This window comes from Planctomycetota bacterium, assembly GCA_039819165.1.
Taxonomy (GTDB): domain Bacteria; phylum Planctomycetota; class Phycisphaerae; order Phycisphaerales; family UBA1924; genus JAHCJI01.
On sequence record JBCBSM010000001.1, the window covers coordinates 519,934 to 541,698 of the forward strand.

General features: G+C 69.3%; 15 protein-coding genes, 2 tRNA genes and 1 pseudogene. 5 read left to right on the top strand and 13 right to left on the bottom strand.

The annotated features are described in order from the left end of the window. Positions 1 to 7 precede the first annotated feature (7 nt). Genes AAFX79_02350 through eno form a run of 3 tightly spaced genes read right to left on the bottom strand, consistent with a single transcriptional unit; the run spans position 8 to position 2,909 of the window. Positions 8 to 1,030: a DUF6576 domain-containing protein gene (locus AAFX79_02350; GenBank protein ID MEO1007387.1), complete on the bottom strand. Its 1,023-nt coding sequence runs from the start codon at positions 1,028 to 1,030 to the stop codon at positions 8 to 10. Continuing rightward, positions 1,027 to 1,617 (bottom strand): NUDIX hydrolase, encoded by a 591-nt coding sequence (locus AAFX79_02355; GenBank protein ID MEO1007388.1) that lies wholly within the window; start codon positions 1,615 to 1,617, stop codon positions 1,027 to 1,029. Before AAFX79_02355 ends, AAFX79_02350 begins: the two co-directional genes overlap by 4 nt. Beyond that, positions 1,614 to 2,909 carry a phosphopyruvate hydratase gene (gene eno, locus AAFX79_02360; protein ID MEO1007389.1) on the bottom strand — a complete coding sequence of 432 codons (1,296 nt, stop codon included), beginning with the start codon at positions 2,907 to 2,909 and terminating at the stop codon, positions 1,614 to 1,616. The genes AAFX79_02355 and eno overlap by 4 nt, the downstream gene beginning before the upstream one ends. A gap of 143 nt (positions 2,910 to 3,052) precedes the next feature. Between eno and AAFX79_02365 the strand changes: the two genes are divergently transcribed. From AAFX79_02365 to AAFX79_02375, 3 genes are all read left to right on the top strand, one after another. After that, positions 3,053 to 3,763: a PhoU domain-containing protein gene (locus tag AAFX79_02365; protein ID MEO1007390.1), complete on the top strand. Its 711-nt coding sequence runs from the start codon at positions 3,053 to 3,055 to the stop codon at positions 3,761 to 3,763. A gap of 213 nt (positions 3,764 to 3,976) precedes the next feature. Continuing rightward, entirely contained in the window at positions 3,977 to 4,321 is a 345-nt protein-coding gene (locus tag AAFX79_02370) for a hydroxylase (GenBank protein ID MEO1007391.1), read from the top strand. A 108-nt stretch (positions 4,322 to 4,429) separates the two neighbouring features. After that, positions 4,430 to 5,695, top strand: coding sequence for an MFS transporter (locus AAFX79_02375; protein ID MEO1007392.1), 1,266 nt, complete (start codon positions 4,430 to 4,432; stop codon positions 5,693 to 5,695). 126 nt (positions 5,696 to 5,821) lie between these two features. Here AAFX79_02375 and AAFX79_02380 read toward each other — a convergent pair. The 4 genes from AAFX79_02380 to AAFX79_02395 all read right to left on the bottom strand — a co-directional run bounded on the left by AAFX79_02380 (position 5,822) and on the right by AAFX79_02395 (position 12,464). After that, positions 5,822 to 5,896, bottom strand: a tRNA-Pro gene (locus AAFX79_02380). Positions 5,897 to 6,047: 151 nt separating this feature from the next. Continuing rightward, complete coding sequence (locus AAFX79_02385) at positions 6,048 to 8,714, bottom strand: GC-type dockerin domain-anchored protein (GenBank protein ID MEO1007393.1); 2,667 nt, start codon at positions 8,712 to 8,714, stop codon at positions 6,048 to 6,050. 315 nt (positions 8,715 to 9,029) lie between these two features. After that, positions 9,030 to 12,113, bottom strand: coding sequence for a GC-type dockerin domain-anchored protein (locus tag AAFX79_02390; GenBank protein ID MEO1007394.1), 3,084 nt, complete (start codon positions 12,111 to 12,113; stop codon positions 9,030 to 9,032). Between the two features lie 268 nt (positions 12,114 to 12,381). Next, positions 12,382 to 12,464, bottom strand: a tRNA-Tyr gene (locus AAFX79_02395). A gap of 168 nt (positions 12,465 to 12,632) precedes the next feature. Between AAFX79_02395 and AAFX79_02400 the strand changes: the two genes are divergently transcribed. Both AAFX79_02400 and kynA read left to right on the top strand, forming a co-directional pair. Beyond that, positions 12,633 to 13,799 (top strand): citrate/2-methylcitrate synthase, encoded by a 1,167-nt coding sequence (locus tag AAFX79_02400; protein ID MEO1007395.1) that lies wholly within the window; start codon positions 12,633 to 12,635, stop codon positions 13,797 to 13,799. A gap of 4 nt (positions 13,800 to 13,803) precedes the next feature. Next, positions 13,804 to 14,661, top strand: a complete 858-nt coding sequence (gene kynA / locus AAFX79_02405) for a tryptophan 2,3-dioxygenase (protein ID MEO1007396.1) — start codon at positions 13,804 to 13,806, stop codon at positions 14,659 to 14,661. Positions 14,662 to 14,685: 24 nt separating this feature from the next. Here kynA and AAFX79_02410 read toward each other — a convergent pair whose 3' ends face one another. The 6 genes and pseudogenes from AAFX79_02410 to AAFX79_02435 all read right to left on the bottom strand — a co-directional run bounded on the left by AAFX79_02410 (position 14,686) and on the right by AAFX79_02435 (position 21,751). Further along, a complete protein-coding gene (locus AAFX79_02410) occupies positions 14,686 to 15,993 on the bottom strand; it encodes a GC-type dockerin domain-anchored protein (protein MEO1007397.1) in 1,308 nt (435 codons plus the stop codon). Then, on the bottom strand, positions 15,990 to 16,916 hold the full coding sequence (locus tag AAFX79_02415) for an ATP-binding protein (GenBank protein ID MEO1007398.1): 927 nt from the start codon (positions 16,914 to 16,916) through the stop codon (positions 15,990 to 15,992). The genes AAFX79_02410 and AAFX79_02415 overlap by 4 nt, the downstream gene beginning before the upstream one ends. 145 nt (positions 16,917 to 17,061) lie before the next feature. Beyond that, positions 17,062 to 17,286 (bottom strand): annotated as a pseudogene (locus tag AAFX79_02420) (cold shock domain-containing protein). A 221-nt stretch (positions 17,287 to 17,507) separates the two neighbouring features. Further along, a complete protein-coding gene (gene pnp / locus AAFX79_02425) occupies positions 17,508 to 19,856 on the bottom strand; it encodes a polyribonucleotide nucleotidyltransferase (GenBank protein MEO1007399.1) in 2,349 nt (782 codons plus the stop codon). 333 nt (positions 19,857 to 20,189) lie between these two features. Continuing rightward, complete coding sequence (rpsO, locus tag AAFX79_02430) at positions 20,190 to 20,459, bottom strand: 30S ribosomal protein S15 (GenBank protein MEO1007400.1); 270 nt, start codon at positions 20,457 to 20,459, stop codon at positions 20,190 to 20,192. A gap of 236 nt (positions 20,460 to 20,695) precedes the next feature. Then, complete coding sequence (locus AAFX79_02435; GenBank protein ID MEO1007401.1) at positions 20,696 to 21,751, bottom strand: KpsF/GutQ family sugar-phosphate isomerase; 1,056 nt, start codon at positions 21,749 to 21,751, stop codon at positions 20,696 to 20,698. Positions 21,752 to 21,765: the final 14 nt, after the last annotated feature.

The window sequence follows — 21,765 nt, forward strand, 5'->3', positions numbered from 1 at the left end:
CGGCAGGCTATCCCGCCTCGCTGTCGCGCTTCTTCTGGGATACGCGATCGAGGAACCTGCGTTCGCGCCCCGAGAGCGAGCCCATGCCGTCCCGGGCGATCTTGGCCAGCAGCCGCTCGACCTCGGCCTCTTCCTTCTGCCGCTTCTGGATGGCCGCCAGCTGGGCCCGGGTCGGCCCGCGGCGGACCTCGGGCTCGTGGGCGGTGGCGTACTGCGGCTCGTAGCCCATCATCTTGAGGCTCTGCTTCTGCTGCCAGCTGGTGATGCCGCCGAACAGCGCAATGCCCAGCAGCAGCATCGCGCCAAAGGCGAAGGCGACCACCGCGACCACTACGGCGGCGACCATGCCGACGTTGCAGACGATCCAGAGCGACTTCTCGTAGCCGACCTTCCGCCATAGCAGGCACTGCACGATGCGGCCCGAGTCCATGGGGTACATGGGCACCAGGACGTTGAAGAGCAGCAGCACCAGATTCATGAAGTGCATCGAGAACAGCAGCGTCGGCACGAGCCCATCGCCGGGCCAGACGGGAGCGAAGGGGTTGAAGAAGGCGTTCCGCCAGTCGCCGGTCGCGAGCCAGACCCCGCCGGCGAGAAGGGGATACAGCGCGGCGTTCACCGCCGGCCCGCCCACCACCGTGATCAGCTCGTCCCGCCAGTTGTGCGGCGGCCGGCAGTAGGCCAATCCGCCCAGCGGCCAGAGCATGATCTCGTCGGCCTCGCCCCCAACGTGGCGGCAGGCGAAGCAGTGGCCGTACTCGTGCATCAGGACCAGCCCAAACAGGCTGCCTAGATAGATCAGCGTGTATAGCGGACCGATGAGATCGCCGCGGAAGGACGAGATCGCCATGATCACGACGAACAGGATGAAGATGACGTGCAGCTTGACGCTGATGCCCCACGCCCGGTACAGCGGGACGGCCCAGCGCATGGGGTTGTCGCCCTCGCCGAAGACGCGGGAGAGGAAGCCGCGGCGGCCGTAGCCGCCATCGCCCGCCCCACCGCCTCCGGTCCGCCAGCCGTCGCTCACGCCGCCCCCCCCGGCAGCAGCAGGCCGGCGAGGCGGGCCCGCAGGATGGGGATGATGGACTTGGCGTCGAGCATGGTGCCGTCGTCGATCATGGCCATCGCCCGGTCGGCGGGCACGGGGTGCACCTCGATGCGCTCGCCGTCGTCGAGGTCCTGGCCGACGTGGGTGAGATCGCGGGCGACGAAGGCGTGCATGACCTCGTCGGTCAGGCCCGGCGTCGTATAGAACCGGCAGAGCGGCTCGACCGTTGCGGCCCGGTATCCGGTTTCTTCGGCCAGTTCCCGGGATGCGCACGCGTGCGGGTCCTCGCCGGGGTCGATGGTGCCCGCGGGGATCTCCCAGAGGATCCGCCCGGTGGCCGGCCGCTCGTTGCGGATGAGCACGAGCGTCGCGGGGGCGTGGCTCGTCGCTGGCTCGAGGATGGGCAGGATGGCGGCCGCCCCCGGGTGGCGGACGGTGGCCATGGTCCGTGCGCCCCCGTCGCCGCGGACGGTGATGAGCTCGAAGTCGAACTTCGGGCCGTCGTAGATCGTGCGGCGTTCGATTGGTTCGGGCAGCGTGTCGGGCTCGGCCTGCGCGTCGGTCATGCGGCTCCCCCGCCGAAGATCGCCGAGGGTCCCAGCTCCTCGGCGATCACCAGCAGGCGATTGTACTTGGCGTTGCGGTCGCTGCGGCAGGGCGCCCCGGTCTTGATCTGCCCGCAGTTGGTCGCCACGGCCAGGTCGGCGATGGTGCTGTCCTCGGTCTCGCCGCTGCGGTGGCTCATGACGGCGCCGAAGCCGTGGCGTCGCGCGAGGTCGACGGTCTCGAGGGTCTCGCTGAGGGTGCCGATCTGGTTGGGCTTGACGAGGATGGCGTTGCCGCAGCCCTCGTCGAGGCCCCGCCGCAGGAACTTCGGGTTGGTGACGAAGAGGTCGTCGCCGACGAGCTGGACGCGGTCGCCAAGTCTCTCCGTCAGTGCCTTCCAGCCCGGCCAGTCGTCCTCGGCCAGGCCGTCCTCGATGGAGCGCACGGGGTAGTTGTCGCACCAGGAGGCCCAGGTGTCGATCAGTTCGTCGCTGGTGATGACCGCGCCGTCGCTCTTGAAGCGCTTGTAGCCCTTCTTGCCGTCCGCGGCGGCGGCGTTGGCCATCTCGCTCGTCGCCGGATCGAGGGCCAGGAAGACCTGCTCGCCCCAGCGATACCCGGCGGCCTTGGTCGCCCGCTCGATGAACTGGAGCGCCTGCTCGCCCGACTCGAGGTGCGGCGCGAAGCCGCCCTCGTCGCCGACGGCCGTCGAGAGCCCGTCGTCGTGCAGCAGGCCGCGGAGTGCGTGGTAGATCTCGACGCCGGCGCGCAGGCTCGACTCGAAGTCGTCGAAGCCCATCGGCTGGAGCATGAACTCCTGGAAGTCGAGGTTGTTGTCGGCGTGGCGGCCGCCGTTGATGACGTTGAGCATCGGCACGGGCAGCGTGCGGCCCGCGGCGCCGCCGATCGAGCGGTACAGCGGCAGCCCGGCCTCAAGAGCGACGGCATGGGCCGTGGCGAGCGAGACGGCGAGGATCGCGTTGGCGCCCAGCTCGCCCTTGGTGTCGGTGCCGTCCAGCTCGAGCATCGTGGCGTCGACGTCGGCCTGGTCCCGGGCGTCGATGCCGAGCAGGGCCGGCGCGATCCGCTCCTCGATGTTGGCCACGGCGCGGGTCACGCCCTTGCCACCGAAGGCGCCCGGGTCGGCATCGCGGAGCTCGACGGCCTCGTGCTCGCCCGTGGAGGCGCCCGAGGGCACCAGCGCCTCGCCGATGGCCCCGCCGGCCAGTCCGACCAGCGCCCGGACGGTCGGATTGCCCCGCGAATCCAGGACCCAGCGTGCGGCTACCCGATCGACGCAGAACTCGTTCATGCCCCCGTTCCCCCCGTGTGGTGCTGCGGTGCACGCCGCCGCGGCGGACCCGTGGCCGCACGGGGCGGTCGGGCGTGCGGGCTACGCTAGGCGGAGGGGCTCGCCGGACGTGCCGGAGGAGGGCCCCTCGAGCGAGGAGCCCGATGGCCACGACCGCCGACGAATTCCAGCGCCGGCTCGGTGGGCTGAAGGCCGACATCGTTCGGCAGGGCCTCCGCGTGCGGATCCTCGCCGAGGAGGCCTTCGAGGCGGTGTTCTCGCCCGATGCGAGCGCCCTCTCGCGGCTGAACGCGCTCGAGGACGAGGTCGACCGCGTTGACGTGGAGATCGAGCGGGAGGCCGTCGCGCTGCTCACCGACGCGACCGAGATCGGCAGCCGGCTGGCCGACGCCGATCTCCGGCTGGTGCTCACGATCGTGAAGATCAACAACGAGCTGGAACGGATCGCCGACGCCGGGGTGCAGACCGCCGAGCTGGGGCGGCAGCTCTCGCAGCGTGAGGCAAGGTGCCCCGCCACCCTCCGCGTGATGACCAACAGCGTGGTGGGCATCCTCCGCGACGCCATCCAGGCCATCGAAGCGGGCACGCCGGAGCTGGCGCGGGTGGTGCTCGAGAGCGACGACGCCGTCGAGGCCTTCAAGGACACGCTCGTCCGCGAGGCCGAGCGGATGGTCGCCGGCGGCTCCATCGGGGCGGGCAGCGCCTTCGCGATGGTCGAGATCGCGACGGCCTGCCAGTTCATCGCCGAGCACGCCGTCAACATCGCCGAGCAGCTGCTGTACTACCACACCGGCACCATCGTCCGCCACAGCGACGGCCGATGGCAGGAGGTCCGGCTGGAGGAGTCCGAGTAGGCCGGTGGGCTCAAATCCCGGTGCCGTCCCAGCGGCATGCGCGGGATGCCCACCCGAACGACACAGGAGTTACGCATGAACCGGTCGCTACTCCGTATTGGCGTTCTTTGCTCCGTGCCCGTGTTGCTGGCGGGTGCCGCCGCGATCGACCATCGAGCCCAGGCCCGCGATGAGTCCGGAGCCGCCGCCCAGCCGCAGGCCCAAGAGGCGGCCATGGCGGTGCACTACCTCGAGATCGTGACGCCGGCGGTGGACGAGACGTGCACGGCCCTCGCCCAGGCCCACGGCATCCAGTTCGGCGAGCCAAACCCGATGCTCGGCAGCGCGCGAACCGCCGGCCTGAAGGACGGCGGCCGCATCGGTGTGCGGGCGCCGCTCCGCGCAACCGAGGAGCCGGTCGTGCGGCCCTACGTGCTGGTCGACGACATCGAGGCGGCGGTGAAGGCGGCCAAGGCGGCCGGCGCCGAGGTGGCCATCCCGCCGATGGCGATTCCCGGCGAGGGTACCTTCTCGATCTACATCCTGGGCGGCATCGAGCACGGCCTGTGGCAGAACTAGACCCCGCGGCAACGCACCCGCTGCGCCGTGCGCGGGCGGGCGGGGATGTGTGCCCGGGCTACGCCCGCGGATCCCGGCTTCGATGCAGGTAGGGCACGGACGTCCCGCATGAGCCCGCTCCGCCTTGCCGCCATCACGCTGCTTGCCGCGAGCAGCCTGACCGTCATGAGCGGCGCGACCATCGCGCCGGCGCTGCCCGCAATCCGAGATGCGTACGCCGATGGCTGGCAGGCCGATCTGCTATCCAAGCTCGTGCTCACGCTTCCCGCGCTGCTGATCGCGCTCATCGCGCCCATCGGCGGCCGGCTGCTGAATCGGCTCGGCCGCAGACGCACCTTGTTCGCGGGGCTTGTGTTCTACGCAGTCGCCGGGAGCAGCGGGCTCTGGGTGCCCGAGTCGTGGACGCTGCTCGGGCTCCTCGGCGGCCGCGCCGCGCTCGGTGCCGCCGTTGCCATGGTAATGGTTTCTGCGACGACGCTCATCGGCGACTACTTCTCCGGCGAGCAGCGGCGGGGTCTGCTCGGGGTGCAGAGCGCCTGCATGGCCGGAGGCGGCGTCGCCTTCCTGCTCCTCGGTGGCGTGCTCGCGGACGTGGATTGGCGTCTGCCATTTGCGGTCTACCTGCTGAGCCTGCTGCTCGTACCGATGGCGCTGATGCTCCCGGAACCAGATCGCAGCGATGACCGGCAGGAGCGTACCGAGGGGAGCGTCCTTGCGGTGCTTCCGGTCTACCTGATCGCGTTCGGGTTCATGGTCGCGTTCTACCTCGCACCGACGCAACTCCCGTTCCTCGTGGAGGCCATCCTCGCGCACGGCCCCGAGGCGGGTGGGCTGCTGAGTGGGAGCGCGATTGCTGCGAGTACGGCGACGGGCGTCGTTACCGGGCTCGCCTACGGAAAGCTCCGGCCGCGGCTGGGGCTCCACGGGGTGAACGCATCGGCATCGGGGCTCATGGCGATCGGATTCGCGATGGTCTGGTGTTCGTCGTTCCTCGGCCACGGCTGGCTGCCGGCCTACGCCATGGTCCTCGGGGGCATGGGTGTGTTCGGGCTTGGATCCGGAGCGTTCATGCCGAATCTCAACAACTGGCTGCTCGATGTCGTGCCCGAATCGAGCCGTGGTCGGGCGGTGGGCATCCTCACCGCGTCCTTCTTCCTCGGACAATTCCTGAGCCCGGCGGTGATGGAGCCTGTCGTCGGTGCGACGAGCATTCCCGCCGCGTTCGGCATTGCCGGCGCGATCCTCGGAGTGGGCGCTGTGCTCGTCGTAATCATCACGCCGAGCCTACGGCGCAGGCTCGGCGGCCACCGCGGCGGCACCCGATGCGGCTACCAAGACCCGCTTGGCCCATGCCCTCGGATTGATGACCGCTGAATCGAAGGAAAGCGTACCCGAGCAGAATCGATCGGGCACGATGGGCCTGCCGGGGCGGGGGTAAAGAACGACTGGACCGTACTGATCGGCACGCCTTGGGTCTTGGGTTATTACGAGCAAGGCGAATCGGGGTGAGAGGATTCGAACCTCCGACCTTTTGACCCCCAGTCAAACGCGCTAACCAAGCTGCGCCACACCCCGGATGGACGACGACTGCTCCGCGGCACCCGCCGGACTCGATGGTAGGCGGGCGTGCCGCGAGCGGGCCGGCACGAAAAACGGCGGGCGACCCTTGGGTCGCCCGCCGCATCGTTGGTGTGCGGTTGCGTCGCGAGCGACGCGGTGCTGCGGATTATGGGCAGCCGGCGTCGAAGGCGGTCTGGAAGGCCAGGAAGTCGAAGATGGTGAGGCTGCCGTCGCCGTCGAAGTCGGCGATCGGATCGCCGGCGTCGAAGGCGGTCTGGAAGGCCAGGAAGTCGAAGATGGTGAGGCTGCCGTCGCCGTCGATGTCGGCCGGGCAGCTCGAGCCCGCGTCATCAAGGATCCAGAAGCGATCGATGCCGGCCTCGGTCACCGAGTCGTTGGGATTGTCGGTGACGCTGAAGCGGACGCGGAAGCCGTCCGTCAGCTCGGCCACGTCGGCGATGCGGAACTCGCGGACGACCCAGCCGACGGGCTCGTCGCTCACGTCCTCGAGGATCGACCACGACGCGCCGCCGTCGTCGGAGACCTCGATGAGCATGTTGTCGATATCCTGGTCGTCGTTGCGGAACCAGCGGGCGTAGGAGAGCTGCGGGTCGGTCGCGCCGCTCAGGTCGAAGACCGGCGAGATGAGGCGGGTCGGGCCGCCGTCGACGTCGCTGTTGCCGCTGGCGCTGTCGGTCAGGGCGGCGGCGCCCGAGCCGTCGAAGTCGACGGGCGGGTCCTCGTCGCGATCATCGCCCGCGCCGCGCGGCCGGTCGAAGTTCCAGCCGCCGTCGGTCAGGGCGATGTCCTGGGTGGTCCAGCCGGTGCTGTCCTCGTAGTCGAAGATGGCCACGACCGCACCGACGGGCACGACGAAGCCGCGGGCGGGCGGGAAGCGGAGGCTGGTGCCGTCGCTGGCCTGGCCGGTCACGAAGAAGCTCAGATCGGTGAAGGCGTCCTGGCCCGGGATGCTTGCGGTGAAGTCATCGCCCGAGGGCGTAAACGCGATGGTCTGGGTGCTGCCGTCGGCGATGACGTTCAGCTCCAGCGAGCCATCGACGAGCGAGGCGGAGACCTCCTCGATCGATACAACCACGTCGCCCGAGGCGCCGGGATCCAGCGCGGCCGGACTCTCGACGAGCTCGATCACGACCGTATCGAGCGCGGGGCAATCGACGCCGTGGCGGTCGAAGGCCGCGCAGATGTCGTCGTAGTTGGGCGTGCCGTTGCCGAGGATGCCGTCATCGTCATCGATGGTCAGGACCTCGATGGCGGTCCGCGGGTTTGCGGAGTTCAGGCCCTCGCCGCCGAGCGTGATCAGCGACCAGCCGACGAAGAGGTCGCGGGCGACCTCGAGGCCCTCGGCCGAGCCCAGCGTGTCGCCGAGGTTCAGCCGCGTCCAGCGCCAGGTGCCGCCGAGGATCTGGCCGCACGTGTGGATGGCGCCCGAGGAGCAGGGGAACTGCTGGCGGGCGGTCTCGGGGCGACGGATGGGACCCGAGCCGGGGCCGAAGAACTGCTCGCCGACGATGCCGGTGTCGTAGAGCATGATGGCGACGCTGTCGCCGTAGCCCTCGCCGAAGGCGCCCTGGGCGAGGCCCAGGCGGTTGACGATGAAGTGGCCGTACTCGTGGGCGATGACCGTTGAAAAAGCGGTGTTGACGCAGCCGCCGAGGTTGCGGAAGAAGTTGATCGACAGGTCGAAGCCCGAGAAGAACGCGTTGCACGAGTCGTTGAGGTTGACGTTGGCGACGGTCTGGCGATCCAGGCCCGTGAAGCCCGGCGCTCGCGTCTTCATGAGGTCGTAGGTCAGGTTGGTGCCGATCAGCGTGTTGACCTGCGAGGTCTCGAACTCGCTGGGCGTCTCGTTGAAGAGCAGCATGGCCGGCCCGGGGGGCGTGACGGTGGTGCTGGCGGTTAGCTCGCTGCCGCGATCGTTGACGATGCGGACGAAGGGACCCGAGAGCTCGGCGTCGACGGTCACGGGATCGGTGCCGCCGAAGGGGATGGTGAAGCTGCCATCCAGTTCGGTGACGGCGCTGGCGCCGCCACGGATCATGACCTCGAGAAGGGGCAGATCCTGCTCGGTGGCGGGGTTGGTGGCGATGTCGGGCGCCGTGCCGGGGGTGGCCAGGCCGCGGGCCGTGCCGTCCACGTCGGTGCTGTGCACCAGCGAGCCGACGAAGAGCTGCTCGCCGGTCTCGGCGTCGATGATGATCTCGTAGGCCTCCGAGACGATCGGGAAGCCCACGTGCCGCGCCTTGGTGCGCCATGCCGGCCGGGTCACGGCCGACTTGGCGCCATCGCCCTTGTTGAAGAAGGCGATGAGCTCGGGCTCGGACCACTCGACGAAGTCAGCGAAGCGGACGTCGCCCTGGGCGGCGTCGAGAGCCTGGTCGGCGTTGACGAAGACGATGTCGTCCAGGTCGCCATCGTCGTTCATCGCCAGCTTGCCGGAGGCGTAGACGACGGCGTGGTCGCTGCCACGATCGAGCACCAGGATGCGGCCGTTGCCGCCCTGGACCGCCAGGCCATCGATGGACTGCTCGAACTGGAAGGCGGTGAACCGGCCGTTACGGACCGTGGTCTGCTGGGTGAACTCCCAGTCGAACTCGCCGACGCCGAACTCCTGCGCGTGCGCGAACAGGAACAGCTCGGCGGCCGCCTCCGGGGTCGCGGCGGCGAGCATGGGCACGCCGTAGAACGCCTCCATGCGTCCGCTAACGTGCTCGACGGTCCGCAGGCCCGGATAGAGGTCGGTCAGGCGATCGCCCACCACGTCGTCCGCGGCTGCGGTCGCCGACAGGGCAGCGCCGGCGATGCATGGCAGCACGCAGAGTGTCTTCTGATAACGGTGCAAGGAACGCTCCCCATGTCTCTGGGCCGCTTGGCCTTCGGGCCGTCGGCTTGTGATTCGCTCTCCCCGGCGATCGGTACGAGCCGATTCCGGGGCGGATGCGGTGACTAGGCCGCACCCCTCATACACGGCCGTTGAATCTCGCGCGTTACATATTGATTCGCGTGGTGTCATTTTGATGCCACCGTGGTGGCATGTGATTTCCCTGGTTTTGGATCACGTTCTCAAATAAAGACGCCCGTCCCTTTCGGGACGGGCGTCGTGGATGGGTCACGGATCGGCTAGGACCGATTACGGGCAGCCGGCATCGAACAGGTTCTGGAACTCCAGGAAGTCGAAGAGGCTCAGCGAGCCGTCGCCGTCCAGGTCGGCGGCGAGATCGCCGGCATCGAAGGCGTTCTGGAACGCCAGGAAGTCGAAGATGGACAGCTCGCCGTCGCCGTCGAAGTCGGCGAGGCAGTCGCCATCGCAGCGGAAGCCGGAGATGGACAGCGCGTCGATCGCCGCCTCGGTGATCGAGTCGTTGGGGTTGTCGGCCACCGAGAAGCGGATCCGGAAGGCGCTGGTCAGCTCGACGAAATCGGTGATCGGGAAGCTGGCCTGCTGCCACTCGACGGCGCCGCCGTCGTCGGTCACCGACTCGAGCAGCGTCCAGCTGGAGCCGCCGTCGTCGGAGACCTCGATGGTCAGGAAGTCGTCGCCGTCGTCGTTGAAGAACCAGCGGGCGTAGCTGATCTCCGAGTCGCCCGGCGCGTTCGACAGGTCGATGACCGGCGAGGTCAGCACCGTCGGGCCGCCGTCGAGGTCCTCGGTCGCCAGGTTGCCCGTGACGAACGCGGCGCCCGAGCCGTCGAAGTCGGCCGAGGGATCGCCGCGGCCGCCGTCGACGGGCACGCCGGCTTCCCAGCTGCCGAACGCGACGGACGTGTCGGCCACGTCCCAGCCGGCGGCGTCCTCGAAGTCGTAGCTCGCGGCCACCTCGAAGGTGCCCACGCGATCGACCGAGAACGGCTCGATTGCGCCCAGCGGCGGAATGCTCACCTGGGTGCCACCGCTGCCGAGAGCCTCGACGTAGAACTGCGGCAGGAAGTCGCACTGAGCGGCCGGCAGATCGAAGATCCACTGGTCGCCATCGGCCGTCATCGCGGCGCTCACGAAGCCCGCGCCCTCGACGTCGTAGAAGATGGTCGGCGTGCCGACGAGGGTCTCGTCGCCCTCGACGACCTCGACCGCGATGCCGAGCTCGGCGCCCGGATCGAGCACGCCGGGCACCTCGCTGACCAGCGACAGGCCGATGGTCGGCGTGACGCCGGCGACGACCATCGAGTAGACCGCATCGAGCCCGGGGGTGTCCGGGTGGCCGTCCTCGTTGATCTCCGAGGCGATGACCTCGACGGTCCACACGCCGCCCGCCGGGTTCTCGATGAAGACGTTCTCGACGGTGTCGAGGGTGTTGGGATCGCCGCCGGGCGTCGAGAGGTTGCCCGTGGCCAGGCCGTTGTTGCCCCAGTACACCTCGCCGGTGGGCGAGGTGACCTTGAGCGTCAGGTCATTGATGCGATCGATGGTGGCCGACACCGTGCCCTGCGGGTCGGGGTAGGCCATGGTCACGCGGAGGTCGGGCTCGCCCGAGGCCACCTTGACGCTATAGGCGTTGGTCGCCAGCGGCTGGATCACGTCCGCCTGGTCGACGATGAAGAAGCGATCCCGCTCGTCGTACATCTTGCGGAGGTCGGCCATGCCCCAGCCCTGCGTGAAGCGGGTCATGTCGGTGGTGTCGGGGTCGTAGCGGAAGGCGCTGCTGATCATCATCGCCTTCGCGGTCGTCGCCGACGGGCGGTTGTCGAAGACCGAGGCGCCCGGCAGCGGCACGCCGCCGTTCCACACGCCCTCGGACCACATCTGGAAGAAGAGGCCGAAGTGGCCCGCGGTGATGGGCGTCGCGCCGCTGGTGCCGCCGAACTGGGTGTAGGCGGTGACCCCGCCGGTGGTGGCGGCCGTGGTCTGGTCGTAGAAGTGCGCCAGGTCGGGCTTGATGCGGCCGTCGCCGGCGGGGCCCGTGCTGCCGCCAAAGCAGTGGCAGTCGTCGCTGCGGGTCAGCGTGCCCTGGTGCACGATGCCGCCCACCGAGACGATGTTCTTCGCCCAGGCCTGCGGACGCGACGGGGTGCTGCCCGAGTTGGACTGCGACTGGGTGATCAGGATGTCGAAGTCGAACAGGATGTCGTCCATCTCGGCCGAGATCGTCGTGTACGTCGTCTCGCGCGGATCGCCCCAGCTGTTGGTCTGGAACACGGCGCGGTAGATGTCGCTCGGATCGACGAGCTCTTCGGTGTGCGTGTACCGATCACTCCGGGCGGGACCGCCGTAGTCGGCCATGATCTGCTGCTCGGCGTCGGGCAGGAAGCCGCGGGCGTCGGCCCGCACGCCCGGCGCGAACACGATGCTGAACACCGCGGTGCCGTGCGACTGCGAGTCCACCGGGCCGTGCAGCAGCACGTCCATGTCGGCGAACTCTTGGTGGGCGGTAAACAGGCCGCTGTCCATCACCTCGCCGCGGACGCCCTGGCCCGTGAAGCCCAGCTCGTCCTCGATGTAGTTCGCGCCGCCGATCTCACGGGCGATGTCCGCGTCGTCCTCGGGCTGGCCGCGGAAGTCCATGTAGAGGACCTCGGACCGCTGGGCGAGCGAGAGCAGCTGGCCGTCGGTCAGCGTTGCCTCCAGGCGGCCGACCTCGGGCACCAGGGCCGTCACCTCGCTGCCGATCGCGGTGATGTGCGCCTGCAGGGCGGCCATCGTCTCGGGATCGTCGTTGAGCGCGAGGATCGAGTAGTTCTGGATCACCGTCGAGTCGCCCGACAGGATCAGCCGCTGCAGGTCCGGCTCGTGCAGCTTGTACGCGGGGTGGTACTCGCCCACCCACCGCACGAAGGGCAGATCCGCAACCGCGTCGACCTGTGCGGGATCGATGGTCACGATCTGGGCCTGGTCGGCCAGGAAGCGCTCGACCTGGCCGCCGAGGTCGGCGATCGCCTGGCCGTAGGCCTCCAGCGGCTGCGAGACGTACTGCACGATGAACGCGCGGCTGTCCGCGGTCGCCCGCAGCTCCCGCGGCACCGCCGGCGTGGTGACGGCCGGGTCGAACTCGGCGTAGCGCAGGCGGATCGTGGGCCGCTGCTCCACCACGCGATCGACGCCCTGGCCGTCCAGGCTGATGGCCACCATCGGGGTGCCGTTCTCGGTCCACGTCTGCACGTAGCCCTGGCCGACCTGTAGGGTGCTCGGTCCCGTCTGCGCGGCCACGGCGAAGCCGCTGCAGGCCACGAGGGCGGCCGCGGAGGCAACGAAGTTCTGCGAACGGATGTGTCGGTGCATTGCTCGTCCTCTTCCGGTGCTAGAGCCCGCCCGCATCCACGCGGGGGCCAGGGGACCGGGGTTTCTTTATCAGGCCTACGGACAACCCGCCTATGGCGTAACCGCCCCCGTGGGTTTGTACGCCCGCCCCGTCGGGTTTATACAGGATGCTCGGCAACACGCCGGCGGACAAGCCGATCGGACGTGCCGAGGAGGTGGTATTCACCCTATGCGTCCGAAAACCGAATTGGTCCGTAGCCCCGGGGTGCCCGGGGCGGGCCGGCGGAAGTGCGCGAGGAGGGATTCGAACCCCCGAAGGCGTATGCCAGCAGATTTACAGTCTGCCCCCGTTGGCCACTTGGGTACTCGCGCAGAGCGGCCCCGATGGTAGACCGCGGGCCTCCGAGCCGCCATGCTGCGGCGATGCGGCCGATTCGCCGGTCTGCCCGCAGCTCCGAGAATACACTGCGGCACGGCCAGCCCGCGTTCCGCGTCTGGTCGAATTCGCGCATCCGAACATTTACCGACGGAGCATGGCCCATGTCGACCACCGCACCCCCGAAGGCCGGCCTCGAGGGCATCATCGCCGGCGACACCAGCATCTGCAACGTCGAGCAGGATGCGCTGATCTACCGCGGCTACGAGATCCACGATCTGGCCGACAACGCCACCTTCGAGGAGGTGGCCTACCTGCTGCTGGTCGGCGAGAAGCCCGGCGACGAGGACCTGCGCTTCTTCAAGGACGAGCTCGTCGCCAACCGGGCCCTGCCGAGCCCGGTGATCGACTACCTGATGACGGTGCGGCCGATGGTCGAGGCCGGCAGCGCCGTGCCGATGGACCTGCTGCGGACGGCCGTGAGCATCCTGGCCAACCTGGACAAGGAGAGCCAGGACAACAGCGCCGAGGCCAACCTCCGCAAGGCCAAGCGGCTGCTGGCCAAGATCCCCACCATCATCGGGCACATGCAGAACGCCATCGACGGCCGCGACCTAGTCGCGCCCGACACCGGCGGCGACGCCAACCTGTCGCACGCCGCCAACATGCTCTACCTGATGAGCGGCGAGCGGCCCGACGCCGAGGCCGAGAAGGTCGTCGACGTCTCGCTCACGCTCTACGCCGAGCACGACTACAACGCCTCAACCTTCACCAGCCGCGTGATCGCCGCCACGCTCAGCGACATGCACGGCGCCGTCACCGGCGCCATCGCCGCCCTGAAGGGGCCGCTGCACGGCGGCGCCAACGAGGCGGCCATGGACATGCTCCGCGAGATCATGGGCGACCTCGGCGAGGGCTTCGATCGCGCGTCGGTGCTGGGCTGGATGCAGCGAGCGTTTGCCGAGAAGCGCAAGCTGATGGGCTTCGGCCATCGCGTCTATAAGAACGGCGACCACCGCGCGCCCATCCTGCACCGCCTCGGCCGCGCCGCCGCCGAGCGACGCGGCCCCGAGTTCGTTCGCTGGTTCGACCTGGGTGAGATCGTCCAGGACATCATGCTTACCGAGAAGAGCATCCATCCCAACGTCGACTTCCCCTGCGGGATGACGTACTTCGCGCTGGGCATCCCGGTGCCGCAGTACACGCCCATCTTCGTGGCCTCGCGCATCACCGGCTGGGCGGCGCACATCATGGAGCAGCACGCCAACAATCGGCTGATCCGGCCGCGGGCGAACTACGTCGGGCCCGATCTGCGCTCGTGGAACGGCTGAGGCGATGCCCGAGCGCGCCTTCGAGGACTCGCTGCGGACCGATCTCGCGGATCGACTGACCTACGGCGGCTACCTCCGCCTCGACAAGATCCTTGCTGCGCAGCAGCCGCTGTCGGATCCGCCGCACCACGACGAGATGCTGTTCATCATCCAGCACCAGACCACCGAGCTGTGGTTCAAGCTGATGGTGCACGAGCTCGAGGCCGCCATCGCCGCGGTCGAGCGGGACGATCTCTCGCCGTGCTTCAAGATCCTCGCCCGCGTCAAGCACATCCTCTCGCAGTTGCTCAACCAGTGGAGTGTGCTGGCGACGCTGACGCCGACCGAGTACGTCCAATTCCGCGACGTGCTCGGCCCCGCCAGCGGGTTCCAGTCCTTCCAGTACCGGCTCGTCGAGTTTCTGCTGGGCAACAAGGATGCCCGCATGCTCAAGGTCCACGGCCACGACGCCGAGGCGCACGCACGGCTCGAAACGGCACTGCGGGCGCCGAGCCTGTATGACGTGTTCCTCCGCTACCTGGGCCGCCGCGGGCTGCCGATCCCGGCCGACGTGCTGGAGCGCGACCTCGCGGTGGTCCACGAGCCCGATGACCGGGTGATCGCTGCCCTGCGCCAGATTTACGAGCAGCCCGACCGCTACTGGGAGGCCTACGAGATGGCCGAGAAGCTCGTGGACATCGACGAGCAGTTCGGCCTGTGGCGCTTCCGCCACCTCCGCGTCGTGCACCGTATCATCGGCATGAAGCGCGGCACGGGCGGCAGCTCGGGCGTGCCCTTCCTCCGCGAGATGATCGACCACCTGTTCTTCCCGGAGCTCTGGGATGTGCGGACGCGGATCGGCCCGGCCACGCCACCCGCCTGACCAGCCGATCCTCGGTCCGCGGCGCTAGGGGCAGCCGACGTCGAACTCGGTCTGGAAGGCCAGGAAGTCGAACAGGGTGTAGCGGCCGTCGCCGTCGAAGTCGGCCCGCGGGTCCTCGACATCGAACAGGTTCTGGAAGGCCAGGAAGTCGAAGAGCGTGGCCTCGCCGTCGCCGTCCATATCCACCCGGCACAGGAAGGACGGCACCTCCGCCCGCCAGGCCTCCTTGATGCCCAGCGGATTGATGCCGTAGCCGACGATGACCGTGCCGTCGTCGGAGATCGCTGTCGCCTCCAGCAGCCCCCGCCAGTCGCCGACCTCGACAAGCCCGAAGTCGTCGATGAGCCAGTCGGCCACCGTGCGCACGGATCCATCGGGCAGCCACACCGTCGCCGAGAACGGCGAGCCGGCGGCCGACACCGAGGTCGTCCCGACCGCGATGAGTCCGCGCTCCGAGATGCCCTGCACCATGTCGTTGCCGGTCGGGAACGGGGCGCCGGGCGGCGTGCCGAGCACCTCCAGCCCCGAGCCACGCCGCCAGATCGCGGGGCGGATCGGGTTGGAGAATGGGTCGAAGTCTCGCGGCGTCACCGAGCCACCAACGACGCTGGCGTCGGGCGACAGGCTATGGATCTCGAAGCGCTCGAACTCGGGGGGTAGGCCGACGTCCACTGCTTCCGGCACGCCGTCGGTCCAGAAGACCAGCATGTCGGTGCCGCCGGCGCCGAATTGGCACCCGGCGATGATGCGGCCATCCGCGGAGATGCGGCTGGCCTGGCCGCCGCTCCGTCCCGGCAGCAGCGCGAGGGGGCGGACCGCGCCGGTCGCCGGATTCCAGGTCACGGGCTGCCGCGTCCCGCTCCGATCGGAGGACACGCCCACGGCGACCGAGCCGTCGTTGCTGATGTCGCCCGGGAACGTCAGGAGCCGACCCAGCGGCCGGGCATCGGGCAGCGGCTTGAGCTCAACGCCAAGGCCGAGGTTGTCCCACGCCATCGCAACCTGCAGGAAGACGCCGTCGCGGAAGAAACCATGCAGGCCGATGATCACGTCACCGTCGCTGCTCACGGCCTCCGCGGTGCCGAAGGCGAAGTCTCCCGCGGGATCGAAGAGGAGGTTGGGGAAGCGGAAGCCCTCGAACCAGTACGCGGCGATGGTGCCCAACTGGGTGTCATCGCCACCCACGATGGCCTCGCCGTCCGGGCTCACGCCGTTCGCTCGGCTGCCAACCAGCCCGCCGCCGAGGCCGTCGAAGCCGAGCCCATCGAAGGACGCGTCCTGGGCGCTCGCCACGCCCGCCGTTGCCACAAGCACGATCGTCATCCGCGTCATCGCATCCATCCTCCGCGTGGTCGTCCTCGGGTCTCCGATGAGTGGATTCGGGAATCCGCGGTTGCCGGACGCAGGCCTTCGCTCGAGGCGTGCGGCAGCGCGATCACGAAGTCCGTGCCGCGATCGAGCTCGCTCGTAAATCCGAGCGTGCCGCCGCTGGCTTCGACGATGCGACGCGCGGTGGGCAGCCCCAGGCCCGTGCCGCCCGCCTTGGTTGTGAAATAAGGCCGGAACACCCGCTCGGCGGTGTCGGGCGGCATGCCCGGGCCCGTGTCGGTGACGTGCAGTTCGAGGACGTCGTCCCGCCGGGGCCGCACGCGGAGCATCAACTCCTTGGGCCGGTCTGCGGCGGCCGCGCCCGCCATGGACTGCAGCGCGTTGATCATGAGGTTGAGCACCGCCTGCTTGAGCCTCGCGGCGTCGACGCTGGCCACCGCGGGCGCGGGCGATCGCTCGACGCGCAGCCGCACGCCCTCGGACTCGGCCTGGGGCAGGAAGAAGTCGGCGAGCTCCTCGACCAGCACGTTGAGGTCGGTGGGCGCCGCCGAGATCCGCAGCTCGCCGGCGAACTCGAGGAAATCGGCGAGGATATCGCGGAGCCGATCGACCTCGCGGAGCAGCGTCGCGGATCGCCGGACGAGTCGCTGCCGCTCCTGCTCGTCGCCCGGCAGTTCCTCGATGGCCTCGGCCAGCAACTGGGCGTTCAGGCCGATGGTGGACAGCGGGTTCTTGATCTCATGGGCGAGGCCGCCGGTCATCGAGCCGATGTCGGCCATGTGCTCGGCGGCGCGGGCGCGGCGCTCGGCGCTGCGGGCCCGCTCGGTGAGCAGGCGCACGCCCCACCACGCCACGCCGGTCGCGAAGAGCACGCCTACGCCGAAACCGGCGATGCCATCGAGCCACGACACGCCAAACCAAGCCACGCCGAGATGGTATCGGCGGCGCTGGTCCGCCTGCGGCGTACCGGCTGGTTCGGATCCGGCTGGTTCGGATCCGGCTGCCTCGAACCGGCTAGGTGGCCCGCCGGGGCGTGCGCGGCGCGTGCCGCGGCACCTCGATGCTCTCCCGTCGCTCGACCCTCGTCGCTCGCCAGCCCTTGTCGGTCCTCTCGGCGTCGTAGTCCACGACCGCGCCGTCACGCAGCACGCGGTAGCCGCCGCCCTGGATGACCGAGAAGTGCACGAATATGTCCTGCTCGTCGGGGCCGATGATGAAGCCGAAGCCCTTCTTGGCGTCGAACCACTTCACTTCACCCTCGTGGCCGACCAGCGCATCCGCCGACCGCTCGGACATGTACGTTCGTCCTTCGTTCGTCCTGCGGGCGTCGCCCGCGCCCCCCGCCGGCCCACCGCGGCCAAACTCACCGCGCGGCCCAGCACCGTCTTACCCAGTCTACCAGAGATGGGTTCGGGGTCCTAGCGCAGGATGCCCCACACGGCGAAGGTTTGCAGAACCTTCATGCCATCGCCGCGTGAGGTAACCCGAGGTGGGTCAGCGTCTTAGATTTCTTGAAATCAATCGACGGACGCGGGCCGTCGGCCCCGGCGGCGGCGACGCGACCGCGACCGGTCCTCGTCGTCGCGATCCTCGCCCCGGTCGCCTTCGCGATCCGAGCTGCGCTCCGAGCGGCCGTCGTCGCGACGCTCGCCCCGATCGCGCCCACGACCGCGGCGCCGGCCACGGCCGTCGTCGTCGGCCTCATCGGAGCCGCCGCCATCGCCGGCGATCGCTTGCTTGCGGCTGAGCTTGATGCGGCCCTGGTCGTCCACCAGGATGACCTTCACGGTCACCTCGTCGCCGACCTCGACCACATCGGTCACCTTCTCGACGTAGCCGTCCTGGAGCTCGGAGATGTGGCACATGCCGTCGGTGCCGGGCGCGATCTCGATGAAGGCGCCGAAGTCGCGGACCGAGACGACCTTGCCGGTGTAGACCGAGCCGACCTTGATCTCCTCGGCCAGGGCCTCGATCTCCTGCTTGGCGGCGGCCAGGCTGTCGGCGTTGGTCGAGGACACCGAGACGGTGCCGTCCTCCTCGACGTCGATCTGCACGCCCCACTTGTCCTGCAGGCCGCGGATGGTCTTGCCGCCCGGGCCGATGAGCTTGCCGATCTTCTCGGGATTGATCTTGATCTGCTCGATCCGCGGCGCGAAGCGGGAGATCTCCTCGCGCGGCGCGGGCAGGACTTGCTCCATGATGTTGATGATCCGCAGCCGCGCGGTGCGGGCCTGCTCGAAGATCTGCTCGATCTGGTCGAGGTTCAGGCCGCGGGCCTTGAGGTCGAGCTGGATGCCGGTGATGCCCTCGCGGGTGCCGGCGACCTTGAAGTCCATGTCGCCGAAGAAGTCCTCCTCGCCGATGATGTCGGTGATGTAGGTCTCGCTGCCGCCCTTCTCGTCGGTGGCGCGGCCGACCGAGATGCCCGCGCACACGTTGCGGATGGGCACGCCGGCGTCCATGAGCGCCAGGCAGCCGCCGCAGATCGACGCCATCGAGGACGAGCCGTTGCTCTCGGTGATGTCGCTCACCAGCCGGACGGTGTAGGGGAACTCGTCGGGGCCGGGCAGGATGCCAAGCAAGCTCCGCTCGGCGAGGGCGCCGTGGCCGATCTCGCGGCGGCCGGGACCGGTGATCCGCCTCGCCTCGCCCACGCAGAAGGGCGGGAAGTTGTAGTGCAGCGTGAATTTCTTGCTGTACTCGGGCAGCAGGCCGTCGACGATCTGCTCGTCCTTGCCCGTGCCCAGCGTGCAGGACACGAGGCTCTGCGTTTCGCCCCGCTGGAAGAGCGCCGAGCCGTGCGTGCGGTCGAAGTAGCCGACCTCGCCGTAGATCGGTCGCAGGTCGTCGAGGCCGCGGCCGTCGGCGCGGATGCCCTTCTCGACCAGGAGCTGGCGGGCGGCCTTCTTCTCGAGCGTTCGGAAGGCGTCCTTGGCCATGCTCCGCCGCTTGACCGAGGTGATGTGTTCGCCTGGTGTGCCGTCCTCGGCGATGGCGAAGTGCTTCTCGAGCACCTCGTCGCGGAGGGCGCGGATGGCGTCGCCGCGGTCGTGCTTGCCGGGGATCTGCCGCGCCTTGAGCATCTTGGCCTTGGCCGCCTTCTCGACGATCGCGGTGACATCGTCATCGGGCAGCAGCAGCGTGCCGTCGCGCTTCTCCTGGCCGACCTCGGCCACGAGGTCGTCGATGAGGGAGAGGATCTCGCCGATGGTCTCCTCGCCCAGCTCCATGGCGTCGAGGACGTCGTCCTCGGGCACCTCGGCGGCGCCGACCTCGATCATGTTGATGCCGTCGCAGTGCCCGCTGAGGACCATGTCCAGGTCGGAGAAGTCCATCTGGCTCTGGGTCGGGTTGGCGACGAAGACCGGGCCGTCCTCGGTGTGCACGCGGCCGACGCGAACGGTGGCGATCGGGCCCTCGAAGGGGGCGTCGCTGATGGCCAACGCCGCCGACGCGGCGACCGAGGCCAGCACGTCGGTGTCGTTCTCGCCGTCGTGGCTCATGACCCAGCACTGGATCTGGATCTCGTCGACGAAGCCATCGGGGAACAGCGGACGGATCGGGCGATCGATCATCCGCATCGTGAGGATCTCTTTCTCGTTCGGCGGGCCCTCACGCTTGCGGAAGCCGCCGGGGAACTTGCCCGCGGCGGTCAGCTTTTCGCGGTAGTCCACGGTGAGGGGGAAGAAATCGAGCCCCTCGCGGGGGTCGGCCCGGACGACGGTGGCCAGCACTGCGCTGCCCTCGTAGCGGGCGATCACCGCCGCCGAGGCGAGCCTCGCGACGACACCGGTCTCGAGCGAGAGCGTGCGACCGGCGATCTCGCGCTCGATCTTGACCTGCTCGGAAATCAGAACATCTGCCATGGCAGTACCTTTCCTCAGATCCTGCGTGCCGGGCGAACGCCGTTGCAGGACCTACAGCAAGAAGCCGGCGGCCGCTCGGGCGTCGCCGGTGCGAGGTTGCCGTAGGGTCGATGGAGGAAGGGGCAGAGGGCGGAAGGCACCAGCGTTGCTACACGCATGCCGCTGCGTTCCGCCGACTGCTCCCTCGACCGGCGATCCCTCGCGGATGGGCGGGAGCCCCGCGGCCCGATTGCCGCGAATCGCCTCCCGGATGTCTCGTGGGGCGCCTCACCCCGCCGCCCGGTGCGGCGGGACCGCCCCACAGCTATGCGTCCAGGCGTCCGTCGCGGACGCCTACTTGCGGAGCCCGAGCCTCTGGATCAGGTTCCGATATGCCTCATGATCGGTCCGCGACAGGTACCGCAGCAAGCGATTCCGCTTGCCGACCATCAGAATCAGGCCGCGGCGGCTGTGGAAATCGTGGCGGTGCTCCCGCAGGTGGGCGCTCAGCTCCTTGATCCGCGAGGTCAGGATCGCGATCTGGACCTCGGGAGAGCCGGTGTCGCCGTCGTGCCGGCGATAGTCGCCGATGACCTGCTGCTTCGCATCCGCTTCGATTGCCATGCACCCGTCCTGTTCAAGCTATCGCGGACAAACTCGCGCGGGCGCGACGGCCCGCATCAAACACGAACAGGATAGTAGACCCGCCGGCGGAGGGGCGTCCACCTGGGCGGGCCCTGGAGCATCTTCGAGCGCTCCGTAGCGGCCTTCCGGCCGCACACTCGCTCTCATACGGCCTCGCCGGAGTGAATCCGGCGGGCCTAGACGGCCGCACACGCTACATCTGGATCGAATCTGCTCTAGCCGCGGGCGTCGACGAGCCGCAGGGCGACGAGGTCCTGCACGTCCAGCAGCGCGACGGGGCGGCCGTCGGCGTCGACCACCGGGATCTCGTCCTGTCGGTGCTCGAGCACCAGCGAGACGGCCTCGCGGGCCCGGGCGTCGGCCGACACGGTCCGCGGCCGCCTGGTCATGACCTCGCCGATGGGCCGGCCGAGCTGGGCGGCATCATCCAGCACCAGCCTTCGCAGGTCGCCGTCGGTGAAGATGCCCGCGAGCCGGCCGTCGCCGTCGACGACGAGGATGGCCCCGGGACGACGCCCGCCGGGCGATTCGGCCCGCACCTGCGCGTCGAGCACCGTGGTGCTCTCGGTCGCCAGCGGCAGGTTCTGGCCCACGTGGCAGCGGGCCACGTCGAGCACCGGCCGCAGCGCGCCACCCAGCGAACCACCGGGGTGCCGCTTGGCGAACTCGGCATCCCCGAAGCCTCTGCGGTGCGCTGCCGCGATCGCGAGGGCATCGCCGAGTGCCATGGTCGCGGTGGTCGAGGATGTCGGTGCGCTGAACCGCGGCTGCGCGGCCTCGCGCTCGATGCCCAGGTAGAGCGGCACCGTCGACAGCCGTGCCAGCGGGTTGGGTTGCTGGCTGTTTAGCGGCGGCGCGCCGGTGATGGACACGATCGGCAGGCCGTCCTGCCGGAGGATCGCGCAGAGTCCCACGACCTCCTCGGTCCGCCCCGAGAACGACAGCGCGATGACGGCGTCTTGCGGGCGGAACCGCCCGAGGTCGCCGTGGGCCGCCTCGGTTGGGTGGACGGCGTGGCTCGGGATGCCGAGCGAGGCCATCGTCGCACTGATCTTGGCGCCCACCAGGCCGCTCTTGCCCAGGCCCGTCACGAGCACGGTGCCGTCGGCCCGCGCGCACTCGTCGAGGATGCCGACCGCACGCTCGAAGCCCTCGGGCAGCTCAGCCAGCCCGGCGACGGCGGCGGCTTCCTCACGGAGTACTCGCCGCGCGAGATCGAGCGCCGAAACCTCGGCCGGCGCGGGAGCCTCGCGTCGCTGCTGGTTGGTCATCGAAGCCACGCAAA